Source organism: Chryseobacterium sp. 2VB (assembly GCF_005503635.1).
In the GTDB taxonomy this organism is placed as follows: domain Bacteria; phylum Bacteroidota; class Bacteroidia; order Flavobacteriales; family Weeksellaceae; genus Chryseobacterium; species Chryseobacterium cupriresistens.
Genome location: NZ_SCNC01000007.1, coordinates 154,985 through 169,220 on the forward strand (window position 1 = coordinate 154,985; position 14,236 = coordinate 169,220).

12 protein-coding genes are annotated in these 14,236 nt (G+C 37.3%); 10 read left to right on the plus strand and 2 right to left on the minus strand.

Annotation, left to right across the window (positions count from 1 at the left end; translation table 11 throughout):
• Positions 1 to 93: 93 nt before the first annotated feature.
• The 6 genes from gldK (at position 94) to FFS26_RS09360 (ending at position 6,344) form a co-directional block, all read left to right on the plus strand.
• A complete protein-coding gene (gene gldK, locus FFS26_RS09335; protein WP_137904894.1) occupies positions 94 to 1,515 on the plus strand; it encodes a gliding motility lipoprotein GldK in 1,422 nt (473 codons plus the stop codon).
• A 60-nt stretch (positions 1,516 to 1,575) separates the two neighbouring features.
• Complete coding sequence (gene gldL / locus FFS26_RS09340; RefSeq protein ID WP_137904895.1) at positions 1,576 to 2,268, plus strand: gliding motility protein GldL; 693 nt, start codon at positions 1,576 to 1,578, stop codon at positions 2,266 to 2,268.
• 51 nt (positions 2,269 to 2,319) lie between these two features.
• On the plus strand, positions 2,320 to 3,912 hold the full coding sequence (locus FFS26_RS09345) for a GldM family protein (protein WP_110009509.1): 1,593 nt from the start codon (positions 2,320 to 2,322) through the stop codon (positions 3,910 to 3,912).
• A gap of 22 nt (positions 3,913 to 3,934) precedes the next feature.
• Positions 3,935 to 4,873 (plus strand): gliding motility protein GldN, encoded by a 939-nt coding sequence (gene gldN / locus FFS26_RS09350; RefSeq protein WP_110009508.1) that lies wholly within the window; start codon positions 3,935 to 3,937, stop codon positions 4,871 to 4,873.
• Between the two features lie 139 nt (positions 4,874 to 5,012).
• On the plus strand, positions 5,013 to 6,047 hold the full coding sequence (locus FFS26_RS09355; protein ID WP_137904896.1) for an NAD(P)/FAD-dependent oxidoreductase: 1,035 nt from the start codon (positions 5,013 to 5,015) through the stop codon (positions 6,045 to 6,047).
• Between the two features lie 36 nt (positions 6,048 to 6,083).
• A complete protein-coding gene (locus FFS26_RS09360; protein ID WP_110009506.1) occupies positions 6,084 to 6,344 on the plus strand; it encodes a SemiSWEET transporter in 261 nt (86 codons plus the stop codon).
• 58 nt (positions 6,345 to 6,402) lie between these two features.
• On the opposite strand, the gene FFS26_RS09365 is transcribed toward FFS26_RS09360, so the two are convergent.
• Both FFS26_RS09365 and FFS26_RS09370 read right to left on the minus strand, forming a co-directional pair.
• Positions 6,403 to 6,837, minus strand: coding sequence for an META domain-containing protein (locus tag FFS26_RS09365; RefSeq protein WP_110009505.1), 435 nt, complete (start codon positions 6,835 to 6,837; stop codon positions 6,403 to 6,405).
• Between the two features lie 38 nt (positions 6,838 to 6,875).
• A complete protein-coding gene (locus FFS26_RS09370) occupies positions 6,876 to 7,268 on the minus strand; it encodes a multicopper oxidase domain-containing protein (protein WP_110009504.1) in 393 nt (130 codons plus the stop codon).
• Positions 7,269 to 7,907: 639 nt separating this feature from the next.
• Here FFS26_RS09370 and FFS26_RS09375 point away from each other — a divergent pair.
• The 4 genes from FFS26_RS09375 (at position 7,908) to FFS26_RS09390 (ending at position 14,165) form a co-directional block, all read left to right on the plus strand.
• Positions 7,908 to 8,294 carry a hypothetical protein gene (locus FFS26_RS09375; RefSeq protein ID WP_110009503.1) on the plus strand — a complete coding sequence of 129 codons (387 nt, stop codon included), beginning with the start codon at positions 7,908 to 7,910 and terminating at the stop codon, positions 8,292 to 8,294.
• 146 nt (positions 8,295 to 8,440) lie between these two features.
• Positions 8,441 to 9,523: an efflux RND transporter periplasmic adaptor subunit gene (locus tag FFS26_RS09380; protein WP_110009650.1), complete on the plus strand. Its 1,083-nt coding sequence runs from the start codon at positions 8,441 to 8,443 to the stop codon at positions 9,521 to 9,523.
• Between the two features lie 21 nt (positions 9,524 to 9,544).
• Positions 9,545 to 12,736 carry an efflux RND transporter permease subunit gene (locus FFS26_RS09385; RefSeq protein WP_137904897.1) on the plus strand — a complete coding sequence of 1,064 codons (3,192 nt, stop codon included), beginning with the start codon at positions 9,545 to 9,547 and terminating at the stop codon, positions 12,734 to 12,736.
• The gene (locus FFS26_RS09390) at positions 12,708 to 14,165 is read left to right on the plus strand and encodes a TolC family protein (protein ID WP_137904898.1); all 1,458 of its coding nucleotides are present in this window, start codon (positions 12,708 to 12,710) and stop codon (positions 14,163 to 14,165) included. Before FFS26_RS09385 ends, FFS26_RS09390 begins: the two co-directional genes overlap by 29 nt.
• Positions 14,166 to 14,236: the final 71 nt, after the last annotated feature.

A 14,236-nucleotide genomic window follows, 5' to 3' on the forward strand; every position in this document is an offset into this window, starting at 1 on the left:
AAAATAAATTTAGATTTCTTCCGTTATTTCAAAAAAAATCTTAAAAGTTTCTTAAAAAAATTATATATTTACGGCTTAATTATAAAAATTAACATGAAAAGGATATTTCTTTTATTATTGTCTGCGTCGGTAGCATCGGTATCTTGTTCAGGTGGTGGCAGCTCTTCTGTAGGGAAGCCAGGAACAAAAGGAGAATTGATACCAAGAGAAAAAACTAAATCATTTGTTGCGGAAAGACCATACGGAATGGTCGCAATTCCTGCAGGTTCGTTTGTTGCTGGTTTAGCAGACCAGGATCCGACAAATACGCCTGAAAAAGCATCATTGAAGACAGTTACTGTTTCTTCTTTCTTCATGGATGAAGCAGAAACTACCAATGCGGAGTACAGAGTATTTATCAATTATGTAAGAGACTCTATCGCAAGAACTTTACTAGCTGAAGCTGCCGGAGAAGGTGGTGACGGAGGTGGACGTAAAGGAGCAAGCATAGGAGATTACGCATACCTTGCTAAAAAAGAAGAAAATTTAACACCTTATCAAGAATATATGGAAGGCCAGGGCGGCCGTGAAGACGGAAGCTATGATGCCAGCAAAAGATTAGATTGGAAAATCCCTTTACACTGGAGCACATCAAAATATCCGGATGTAGAATACGCAGAAGTTTTAGAATCTATGTATCTGCCTTCTTCTTCAAGAATTGGAAACGAAAGAATTTTAGATGTAAGTAAGCTGAAATATACTTACCGTTGGGGAGATATGGACGCTGCTGTTGCAGATAACGAAAGAGGAGCTAACTACCTGAAAAGTGAAAGTATCGCGATCTATCCTGATACTACAGTTTGGGTAAAAGATTTCCACTTTGCTTACAATGAGCCATTGTTTGAACAGTATTTCTGGCACAAGGCTTATAAAGACTATCCTGTTGTCGGGGTTACCTGGGATCAGGCAAGGGCTTATTGTAACTTCAGATCTAAATTGAAATCAGATTACAACGAAAGTTTAAAAAGAAAAAAACAAAAACCATTAGTATTCCGTCTTCCAACAGAAACTGAATGGGAATATGCTGCCAGAGGTGGTATGCAAAATGCTACTTACCCTTGGGGTGGTCCATATTTAATGGATGACAGAGGTTGCTACCTTGCCAACTTCAAGCCTAAGAGAGGTAACTACATGGAAGACGAGAAAAAAGGTACTTATACATATACAGCTCCAGTTAAGAAATTTAAGAAAAATGGGTTTGGGTTATTTGATATGGCTGGAAACGTTTCTGAATGGACATTATCTTCTTTTAACAACTCTTCAGCTGGATTCACTTCTACATTAAATCCTTCTACTAAGGATAAAAAGGATACGAAGAAATCCGTAAGAGGTGGATCTTGGAAAGATATAGGATATGCACTGATGACAGGTGCGAGAGATTGGGAAAGAAAAGATTCCGCAAGAAGCTATATCGGATTCAGAACTGTACAGGATATTCCTGAAGCAGCCGTTAAACCAAGAAGAGTTAACAGATAACTAATCAGACAATTATTTTTCAATAACAATTTTATTTAACATTAAAAAAACTAACTCAATATGTTTAAGACTAAAGATGCTTGGATGAATTTCTTTTATTCATTCGGTGCTGCAATTGTAATTCTTGGAGCTTGGCTTAAAATTACTCACATTACCTTAGGACCTATTAACGGTAACATGGCTCTTACTGTAGGACTTATTACTGAGGCTATTATCTTTATCATCTTTGCATTTGACCCTCCAAAAACTGAAGAGTCTTATGCCTGGGAAAATGTTTATCCTGAGTTATTAGATAAACATGCGAATCCAAATCCTTTACATTCTAATGTAACAACTAAAAATACAAGCGCTCAATTTGCTGAATTGGAAAACTCTCTTTCCAGCAAATTGGATAAAATGCTAGAAGATGCCAGATTAGACGTTCAATTATTTGAAAGATTAAGAACAGGAATTGATAAATTCTCAAACTCTGTTGATCAGATCAATCAGACTGTTGACGTATCTGCTTCTACTCATAAATATAACGACCAGTTGAATAAAGCAGCTCAGCATATGGAAAGTATGAATGCACTGTATGCAATGCAGCTTGAAAGTGGTAAGAGACAATCTGAATTTGCTAACAAGTATGTTGCTGATATGCAGAAATCTGCAGAGCAATCTGAAAAATTCAACCAAGAGCTACAAGGTTTAACATCTAATCTTAATAACTTAAATAGAGTTTATGGTGGTATGCTAACTGCTATGAAGTCTTAATTCCTAACCATTTCTAAATTAACTACTTAATCAAAAAACAAAGAAAAGAGAATGGCACAAGGAAAACAGACCCCTCGTCAGAAGATGATCAACCTGATGTATTTGGTGTTCATCGCGATGATGGCCCTAAATATTGATGCAGAAATCATCAGATCATACTATGACTCTACCAGAGCATTGAATGAAACCAGAACTTTAACAGAAAGAAAGAACGAGAAGATCTTTGAGAGAACGTTGGAAGCTAAAGCTCAGCAAGTTCCTGATACTTACGCACAGCCTTGGGCTCAGTACAAAGTACTGAAAACCAAAATTGATGCATTGGTGAAATCTGCTCAGGATGTTAAAGATTTGTTGAAAAAACAATCTGAGTTTCACGATAAGGATCCTCAAACAGGAAAGGATATTGATGTAAGTGAAAACTTTGCTGCATTGAACAACAACGAAGCGACTACTGAATATTTCTTTAAGGAAGGAGATGAAAATACTCCATCAAAGAATGCACTGGATCTGAAAGCTAAAATTGATGATGTAAGAAACTACATCAATGCTACTTTCGGAAGCAATGCCCAGTTACAGGATTTAGTAGCGAGAGCCAATAAGTCTCTTATTGCGGAGTATCCTAAAGGAACATCTCCCAATGAAAAGACCTGGTTTCAGAATAAATTTTACCATCAGCCGCTAATCGCTGCGATATCTAATTTGGAAATTATCCAAAATGATGCCAGAAACGTTCAGTCTGATGCATTGGCACTATTACTTCAGGAAAAAGTAGATGCGAATATTAAATTCTCAAGCTATGAGCCTATTGTTTCAGGTCCGGTAGATATCCAGGCAGGAAAACAGGCTGAAGTAAAAGTAATGCTGGGAACTTATTCTAACAGTAACAAGATCAGCATCTCTGGAGTAAGCAGAGTAGAAAACGGTAAAGGTGTTATGCAAATTTCAGGTTCTGGAATTGGTGAACATAAATTAGGAGGTACGATTACATTAACAGATGCTTCAGGGAAACCTCAGTCTTTCCCTTGGACACATACTTATAATGTAATTGCAGGACCAAGAGAAGTAAAACTTGAAAAAGGATTATTACTTTCTGCCGATAAGATGAATGTAATGTATAGAGGACTTGAGAACCCTGTTTCAGGATCAATCTTAGGTGCTGACAATTCTAAACTTTCATTATCTGCAGCAGGAGCTACTGTGAAGAGTACAGGTCAGGGTAAATGGAATGTTACTCCTACAACAGGAAATGTAGTGAAGTTAACATTATCAGGAACAGATCCATATGGTAAAACAGTTTCTCAGGTATTTGAATATAGAATTAAGAATATCCCTAGACCACAAGGTCAGATCAGAGGTAAAGCGGTAAACTTTATGCCGGTAGGTTCTATTCCTAACCAGATTGTTTCTGCTACTTTACCAGACTTTGACTTCCCTGTTTCATTCACTGTTAATAGCTTTATTATTAAGCTTCCAGGAAAAGCAGGTACTCTGATTCAAGGTAGCTCACTATCAGGAGCAGAAGGTATGCTTAGAAACCTTAGACCTGGTGATGTAGTTCAGATTTATGATATTCAGGCTACGGCTACAGGATTGGGTAACCAGAGACTTAAGGAAATTTCACCTGTAATTATTAATGTTCAATAAGGTTAATTTGTAAAATCATATTATGAAAAAATATATTAGCACCCTTTTAGTTTTAGTTTCGGGATTCGCTTTTTCCCAGACTATTCTGAATGCTGCTTCTCCTGAGGAATTCAGACAAATGAGAGCTGAATCAATGAGAAAAGCAGGGGATACTGTTATCAGCAATAAAGTAAAGCCTCTTGAATATGGTTTCGTTGATGACAAGGATATTTACAAAAGTATGTTTGTTTGGGAAATCATTGATATGAATGATAAGATCAACCAGCCGTTTTATTATGACAATCCGGATGGTCTTCTTTCCAGCTCTACAAGATCATTATATCAATTATTACTTGATGGAGCCCTTAAAGGTGACATCAAAGAAGTTTATGATGACGAAAACTTCGTTACCAGACTTTCACCGGAAGCCATTCAGAAAAGATTGGAAAGTGTAAGACTTGACGAAGAAGCTATCGATATCCTTAACTCTGGAAGAACACTTACAGAAGACGAGAAGAAAAGATTAACAGATATCATCAGAACAACTACTGATAAAGTAAAAGTTCTTAAAGTGATGGGTATGTGGTTTATCGATAAAAGAGATGGTCAGATGAAATACAGACCGCTTGGTATCGCAGCTATGGGTCCGGATCCGACATCTGTTGGAAGAATTGGTCCTGATGGTCAACCTTTAGCTGGTGCTGATGAACTGATCGACTTGTTCTGGATTTATTATCCAAGTGCTCGTGATATTTTAGCAAACAACTATGTTTTCAATAGAAAAAATTCTTCTGCTGACTTATCTTTCGATGATGTTATCAATGCAAGAAGATTCTCTTCTATTATCTACAAATCTTCAAGCGGTTTAGGAGATGGTACTATTAAAGACTATATTCCTAGAAATGCTGAGGAGCAGCTGGAAGAAAGCGACAGAATCAAAGCACAGATTCTTGACATGGAAAATGATATGTGGAATTACTAAATTTCACTTGATATTTATAGAAAACCTGAGTATTTTTACTCAGGTTTTTTTATGATAAAATCGCCCTTTGCTTATTACCGAACAATAACCAATGACACAGGCGATCACATATGACCTTTAAACAAATGAAATTTCTCATATGAAGCATGTAGATTATATTATTGTAGGAGACGGATATGCAGGGCTTTTTCTGGCCCATCAGCTAATTAAAAATGATAAATCTTTCGTCATTTTTACTGAAGGAAGAAAAAGTGCTTCCCAGGTTTCAGCAGGAATTATCAATCCTGTGGTCCTGAAGAAGTTTACCACATTCTGGAAAGCGCAGGAACAAATAGATTTTCTTAAAGACAGTCTTAAAGAAATAGAATCATATACAGGGGAAAACTATCTGATCAATGCTCCTATTCACAGAATTTTTCATGATGAGAATGAACAGAATTTATGGCTGAAAAAATCAGCAAATGAAGAATTGTCGAATTTTCTTGATCAGAATTTTGATCGTTTAGAGGTGGTAAAAAACGACTTTCTTACCGGAAAGGTGAATCAATCTGCTAGATTGAATGTTAATGGATTTTTTAATGGTTTATTCAATTATTTTGAAAAAAGTGATCAATTGATAAAGGAAAAATTTGATTATTCAAAATTAAATCCATCTGAATCCACTTATAAAGATTATACCTTCAAAAATATTATTTTCTGTGAAGGAATGGGTGTGAAAGACAATCCCTATTTTTCGGAGATCACCGTGAATCCTAACAAAGGCCACCACATCAGGGTGAAACTTTCCCAGCCAATTCCTGAAAACATAACCATTAAGAAAAAACACTTTTTATTTCCAACCGGAAACGGACTGTATTTTTACGGAGGCACTTATGACAGAGAGCAGCTTCACCATCACATTGATGAATCAGCAGTTGACCAATTGGTGAAGGGACTTTCAGAATTTTATCCTTATGATTTTGAAGTGGAAGAAGTATATTTTGGATTCCGCCCCACAGTAAAAGACAGAAGACCCATCATTGGAAGACATGAAACATTCGGTAATCTTTACGTTTTTAACGGGCTTGGTGCCCGTGGTATCCTCAACGGTTGCTATTTTGCAAGAGATTTATTCCGTTTTATTGAAGAAGATGTTCCATTACATGAAGAAGTTTCATTGAAAAGATTTCAATAGTGTATCTTAGTATCAATTTCCAAACTGAAAAAATCTATGGATGAAAATATATTAGGTATCGTTGCCGGAGTTCTCACTTCCATTTCAATGATTCCACAGCTTGTCAAAGTAATCAGAGAAAAAAATGTGGAAGATATTTCCTTACTCATGCTGCTGGTTCTAATTTCAGGGCTTTCTTTGTGGGTATGGTATGGCTTTGCAAAAGATGAACTTCCCATTATTTTGTCAAACGCATTTGCTGTTCTGGTCAATGTCAGCCTTCTGATATGCTATATGATCTACAATAAAAGAAGATAAATAAGAAAGACGCCGTATAAATAGGGCGTCTTTATTTTTTTATTTAAGTGAGATTCAATTACTGAAGAACAAATTTAGCTAAAGGAGCCATTCTTGCTTTGTTTAATGTAAGAGTATTTCCGTTTACAGAATAATTATCTGCTGCCAGGATTGCTTTCGTAAATTGATTTTCAATATCAAGATCTTCACAAGCCATCATGGTAGACATTCCCTGATTGAACTTAATTCTCATTACCTCAGGTTTGATCTCAAATGTCCCTCCTAAACCGTTACATCCTGCATGTCCCTGATATCTCATTCCATCCATTTCAAGTTTGAAATAAGGATTGTTTTTAGGATTCTTCAGTTCAATCGGTTTCCCGTTAAGTTCCGTAAGTTTCCACGTTTTTCCTGTTATATCAGTCGTCGCTTTTTGAGCATTTTGTGTTGTACACGAAACAACTAAAAATGTTGCGATAACAAGTGCTGAAAAATAATAATATAAACTTTTCATAATGTTTATTTTTTTAATATGAATTGCTAATCCCTATGCTAATACGATGCCATTTTTGCGGGACCAGACTCTTTTTTTGCCTGTTTAAGATGAAACAGAACCATATCTACATTCTTTTTCAGGAAAGTGATATTGCCTTTAATATCAGAATATTGATACTCTTCATTGGAGGCTGTATATTCAGGTAAAGCATCACTTTTTTTGAGGTCAAAAGTTTTACCGTTTAAATGTATTGTTGCTGTATTTTTGGTATTGTTGATGGTCACTTCTATTTTTTCTCCATAACTGTCAACATACACATTTTTTGAAATGTCATCTGTATTTTCTGGGGCAGCAGCGGTAATGGTTTCAGCTTCTTTTCCGGGATGCTTACACGCTGTTAGGGAAATAATGGTCAATCCAAAAAGGATTGGTAATAATAAATTTTTCATAGTGATAAGTGATTTTAAAGTGTTTCATGAATTATGATATTAATGCTATATAAATTTACAAATATTTTTAATAAATATGTGTTAATTTTTCATAAACTAACAGATAATTAAAATATTAGCTCATTTAACTCACAGTTTTTTGAAACAGAATTCACGAAACAGAAAGTAATAATTATTGTGGAAAATTTAGGATAAACCTTGTTAATTCAGGATTTTTAAAAGGATTTTTTTCCAGAAGGATAAAGTAGTTTTTCTTCATTTTTCATTTGTTGTGTAAATTTTTGGCAAAAATAACTCAAAAAGAAGAGAACAACAATAAGTTAATGTTAATAATCTGAAATTATGATGAAGTTTAGGTTTGGATAAGGGAGGGGGCAGAATAGAATACCGGGATACTCGGAAATGTTCAAAAAAGCAACAGCATTAAAATTAAAATTTCCTTAAATCCGAAAAAGTGGCTTAATATTTGAAATTTTAAATGAGCACAGATGAAAGATTAGAATTGCTTGAATTATGCTTAAATAAAGGAAATATTAAATACTTTTCATCCTTTTATTTTCAGGTATTTTAAAGGAGAGTTAAATTTTGTTAATCTGCTATGATAGTATCATAATCTGGGTGTACATTTGCAACTTCAAAATGAGAAACTTTATAGTATACTTTTTAACCGGTCTTTTTCTGCTCTTTGTAGTGGAAAGCAGACTCAACGTTAAAACGCTTCGAAATGACTATTCCGGTCATGTTTCTCATCATATGCCCAAAAGAGCCAACCGCCTGAATCAGACTTTTGAAAAGCTCTCTATTCAGCAAATGGCAGATAATGTAGACAATTCCACTTTAGAACTTACCGAAAACGATTTCCAGCTGTCTGATGTATGGCAGGCTATTGTTGTTTTTGCCGGAGTTTTCAGTCTTGTTTATATTTTTGGATTGAAAAGTTGTAAGCGGTCAAAACCGGATATTCATGGTTTTGTTCTTGGCCTATCTACCAAAAGATTCATTCTTATCCGTTCCATTAGAATTTAAGAATTCCCCGTTTTTATTGATTTTCTGCCTGATTCCGGGTAGAAATACTTTACGCTGTGTATGCCGGTAATCATCACATCGTACCGCTTTTATTACCGTTTTATTCTATCAAAACATTAACGATTTATATAAACTCTAGAATTATGATAAAGAGAGTTGTTTCGGGAATTGCGCTGAGTGTCCTTCTGTTGGCAGTTGGCTGCAATAAGAAAAAAGAAGAAAAAGAAGAAGTTACCGTATATCCGGTGACATCTCCTGTGGTAATGGATACCGTAATCAATAAAGAATATGTAGCCCAGATTCAATCTGTAAAAAACATTGAAGTGAGAGCTCAGGAAAAAGGTTTCCTGGAAAAAATCTTTGTAGATGAAGGCCAGTACGTACAGGCCGGACAAACATTGTTCCGGATCATGCCTAAATTGTATCAGGCAGAATTATTAAAAGCAAAAGCAGAAGTGGAACAGGCTTCCATTGAGCTGAAAAACGCAAGTACATTAGCAGGAAACAATATAGTTTCTAAAAATGAAAGAGCAATGGCAAAAGCCAAGCTGGATGCTGCCAATGCAGAAATGAAACTGGCTCAGATCCATCTTTCCTTTACTGACATCAAAGCACCGTTTTCCGGTATTATCAACAGAATTCCTTTGAAGCTGGGAAGCCTTGTAGATGAAGGCGATTTGCTGACCTCATTGTCAGACAATACAAGTATCTATACCTATTTCAATGTTTCTGAACCGGAATATCTGAGCTATCAGACTCATGCTTCAGACCGTGGCAGCAGCCAGGTTTCTCTGATTACAGCCAATGGAGAAATGTATACACAAAAAGGAGAAATTCAGACGATTGAAGGAGAATTTGATAATGAAACAGGAAATATTGCTTTCCGTGCCAAATTCCCTAATCCTGATAAACTTCTGAGAAACGGAGAAACCGGAAAAGTACAGATGTCAATGCCGGTTCATAATGCATTGATCATTCCGCAGAAAGCAACCTATGAGATTCAGGATCAGAAATATGTATTTGTGATTGATAAAAATGGAGTAGCTAAATCCAGAAATATCAAAGTAGCCTATGAACTTCCGGACTTGTATGTAGTGGCATCAGGAATTTCAAAAGGCGATCAGATTCTTTTGGAAGGCGTTCAGAAAGTAAAGGATGATCAGAAAGTGAAAACAAAATTCCAGGATCCTAAGAAAGTTCTTCAATCATTGAAACTAAAAGCAGAGTAGTGGTCTCTAAAACGAAACAGTATGTTTAAGAAATTCATTCGCAGACCAGTTCTGTCCATAGTAATCTCATTGATTATTGTATTTATGGGAATATTGTCATTGGTAAAACTTCCGGTGACACAGTTTCCCTCCATTTCTCCGCCTAAAGTAAATATCACCGCAGAATATCCCGGAGCCAACAACGAACTGTTGATTAAATCCGTAGTAATCCCCTTAGAAAGAGGATTAAATGGAGTTCCCGGTATGAAATACATGACTTCAGATGCCGGAAATGACGGGGAAGCTTCCATTCAGATTGTATTTGATCTGGGTACGGATCCCAATGTAGCTGCAGTAAACGTGCAGAACCGTGTATCTTCAGTAGTTAATAAACTTCCGCCTCTGGTAGTACGTGAAGGAGTAAAAATCACGCGTGAAGAACCCAACATGTTGATGTATATTAACCTGTACAGTGATGATCCTAAAGCTGACCAGAAATTCCTTTTCAACTATGCAGATATCAATGTAATGTCTGAATTGAGAAGGGTAAGTGGTGTCGGTTTTGCAGATATCCTGGGAACCCGTGAATATGCCATGCGTATCTGGCTTAAGCCGGACAGGTTAACAGCTTATAATATTTCAGCAGATGAAGTAATGGAATCTCTGAATGAGCAGAGTTTGGAAGCTTCTCCTGGGAAAACAGGTGAAAGTTCAGGAAAACGCTCTCAGTCTTTCGAGTACGTATTAAAATATCCTGGTCGTTTCAATAATGAAAAAGATTACGGAAACATTATTTTAAAAGCAAAACCGAACGGAGAATCTGTAAGACTGAAAGATGTTGCCGATATTGAGTTTGGAAGTTCCATGTATGATATTTATTCCACATTGAACGGAAAACCTTCAGCTGCGATCACCGTAAAACAATCCTATGGATCCAATGCAAGTGACGTTATCAAAAATGTGAAAGCATTGATGAAAGATCTTGAAAAAAATAACTTCCCTAAGGGAATGCATTATGACATCAGTTATGACGTTTCAAGATTCCTGGATGCCTCCATGGAAAAAGTTATCCACACATTGTTTGAGGCCTTTATTCTGGTTGCTATCGTAGTATTCCTGTTCCTTGGAGACTGGCGCTCAACAATGATTCCGGCATTAGCTGTTCCGGTTTCATTGGTGGGAACATTTGCTGTCATGTCCGCTTTTGGAATTACTCTGAATATGATTTCCCTATTTGCCCTGGTAATGGCCATCGGGGTTGTGGTAGATGACGCGATTGTAGTTATTGAAGCTGTTCACGCCAAGATGGAAGAAAAACATCTTTCTCCGTTAAAGGCAACAGAAGAGGCCATGCATGAGATCAGTGGAGCAATTATCGCAATTACACTTGTAATGGCATCGGTATTTATCCCGATTGCATTTATGTCCGGACCGGTTGGGGTATTCTACCGCCAATTCTCTATTACAATGGCTTCATCCATCATTTTATCAGGGGTAGTGGCACTTACTTTGACACCGGCTTTATGTGCTTTGATTTTAAGAAATAATCATGGAAAAGCTAAAAAGAAAACTCCAATTACTATTTTTCTTGATAAATTCAATAACCTGTTTACAAAAGGAGCCGGAAGATATGAGAAGCTACTGAATAAAACAGTGACAAAAAAGACAATAACATTACCATTGTTATTGGCATTTTGTGCCTGCACATTCTTCCTGAGCAATTCTTTACCTTCAGGATTTATTCCGGCCGAGGATCAGGGGATGATCTATGCTATTATTCAGACGCCTCCGGGTTCTACATTGGAAAGAACAAATCAGATTGCCAGAGAGCTTTTGAGGGAATCTGAAGATATTGACGGAGTACAATCCGTTTCTTCTCTTGCAGGATATGAGATTTTGACTGAAGGTACCGGATCCAATTCAGGAACCTGTCTGATCAACCTTAAAAGCTGGGAAGAACGTAAAGAATCAGCTGCAGAAATTATTGAAAAGCTTGAGGAAAAAGCCAAAAATATTCCTGGAGCTAATATAGAATTCTTCCAGCCGCCTTCCGTTCCGGGATATGGAGCTGCAGGAGGTTTCGAGCTTCGTCTGCTGGATAAAGCAGGAAGTGGAGATTATCATAAAATGGAGCAGGTAAGTAATGACTTTGTGAAGGAGCTTAAAAAGCGTCCGGAGCTTGGTTCGGCATTTACATTCTATTCTGCGAGTTTCCCGCAATATATGCTTAGGATAGACAATGATCTTGCGGAGCAAAAAGGAGTAACCATTGAAAAAGCAATGGATAACCTGTCTACATTGATCGGTTCCAACTATGAAACGAGTTTCATCCGCTTTGACAGACCGTATAAGGTCATTGTTCAGGCTGGCCCTCAATATCGTGCACTTCCAACTGACCTGTTGAAGCTGTATGTTAAAAATGATAAAGACCAGATGGTTCCCTACTCAGATTTTATGAGGCTTGAAAAAGTATACGGACTATCGGAGATTACAAGACACAATATGTATAACTCTGCAGAGGTGAGCGGAACTCCTGCCCCTGGATATAGTAGTGGACAGGCGATCCAGGCGATTCAGGAAGTTGCAGATAAAACGCTTCCAAGAGGCTTTGGTATCGACTGGGCGGGTATCTCTAAAGACGAAGTAAGCCGTGGTAATGAAGCTATATTTATCTTCTTGGTTTGTTTAGGATTTGTCTACCTGATTCTTTCCGCACAGTATGAAAGTTTCATCCTTCCGCTTCCGGTTATTTTATCTCTGCCTATAGGTATTTTTGGAGCCTTTTTATGCTTAAAACTCTTAGGATTGGAGAATAACATTTACGCACAGGTAGCGATGGTCATGCTGATCGGACTTTTGGGTAAAAATGCGGTGTTGATTGTTGAATTTGCCGTACAGAAGAAAGCCGAAGAAGGCATCCCAGTGGCAAAAGCTGCTATTGAAGGAGCTGCCATCCGTTTCCGTCCGATTTTGATGACCTCATTTGCCTTCATTGCCGGATTAATTCCATTGGTAATTGCAACGGGGCCGGGAGCGATTGGTAACAGAACCATTGGTACAGCAGCAGCAGGAGGGATGTTAATCGGAACTATTTTCGGATTGATGATTATCCCCGGATTGTATTATATCTTCGGAACCATTGCTGATAAGTCACGATTGGCGAGATATGAAGAAGAGAATCCTTTAACAGAACAAACTGAACCTTATGAACATGATGGAAAATTCGAAGACTAAAAATATAATCACAGCCATTGCCTTATCGCTTGTACTTGCAAGCTGTAAGGCGCCGATGGCGACTGTCATAAAAGACGAGGTAAAAGAAAATATCCCCCAAAATTTTAATCAGGAAGAGCAGCAGGATGCTAACAATAATAGCGGAACAACTCCCTGGAGACAGTTCTTTACGGATCCCAACCTTGTAACCCTGATTGAAACTGCTTTAAAAAATAATCAGGAGCTGCTGATCACTCTTCAGGAGATTGAAATTGCAAAAAGTGGTGTTTTAGCTAAAAAAGGAAGATTGAGTCCAACTGTTTCTGCAGGAGTAGGAGCAGGATTGAAAAAAGCAGGGCGCTATACCAGTGAAGGGGCAGGTGATGCTACCACAGAAATTGAACCGGGAAAAGAAATGCCGGATCCGCTTGGAAATTTTGAAGCAGGATTAAATGCCAGCTGGGAGATTGACATCTGGAAAAAGCTCAGAACGGAAAAAGAATCTGCAGTAGCTCATTATCTTTCTACAGTAGAAGGAAAAAACTTTGTTTTATCTAATCTTATTGAAGAAGTTGCTGATAATTATTATGAATTGCTGGCACTTGATAACCAGTTGGATATTATACAGCAGTATATCAAGCTTCAGCAAAAAGCACTGGAAATTTCTAAAATTCAGAAAGAAGCCGCTGCTGCAACAGAATTGGCGGTTAAGAAATTTGAAGCAGAACTGGCAAAATCCAAAGCGGCAGAATATACCATCCGCCAGCAGATTACTGAGAAAGAAAATGAAATCAATGCTTTGCTGGGAAGATATCCACAACCGATTGTGAGAACAAAGGAAAACTTTATGTCTACCATTCCTCCGACAGTCTATACCGGAATTCCATCTCAGTTATTATCCAACCGTCCTGATATCAAACAGGCCGAGCTGGAATTGAAGGCTTCAAAATTAGATGTGGAAGCTGCAAGAAAAGAATTCTATCCTTCTTTGGAAATTTCTGCAACATTAGGGCTGGAAGCTTTCAAACCATCCTATCTTGTTAAATTGCCGGAATCAATTGCCTATAATCTGGCAGGTGAACTGGCAGGTCCGCTGATTAACAAAAGTGCAATAAAAGCCAATTTCCAGACAGCAGATGCAAAACAGATTCAGGCGTTGTACGAATATGACAAAACTATTCTGAATGCTTATCTGGATGTTGCCAATCTGATGTCAAAAGTTAAAAACATAGACCAGTATTATCAGTTAAAGTCTCAGGAAACAAAAGCCCTGGATCAGTCTATTGATATTGCCAATCAGTTGTTCCGTAATTCAAGAGCAGATTATCTTGAAGTTCTTCTGAACCAGAGAGATGCATTGGATGCTAAAATGGAGCTTATAGAAGCAAAACAAAAACAGCTCAGCACTGTAGTCGACATCTATAAAAGTTTAGGTGGAGGCTGGAAATAAAACATCATAATTCTATCAATAAACAGTTAATGTTTTTTGGAAGGGTCAATTCTTTTGAGTTGGCCCTTTTT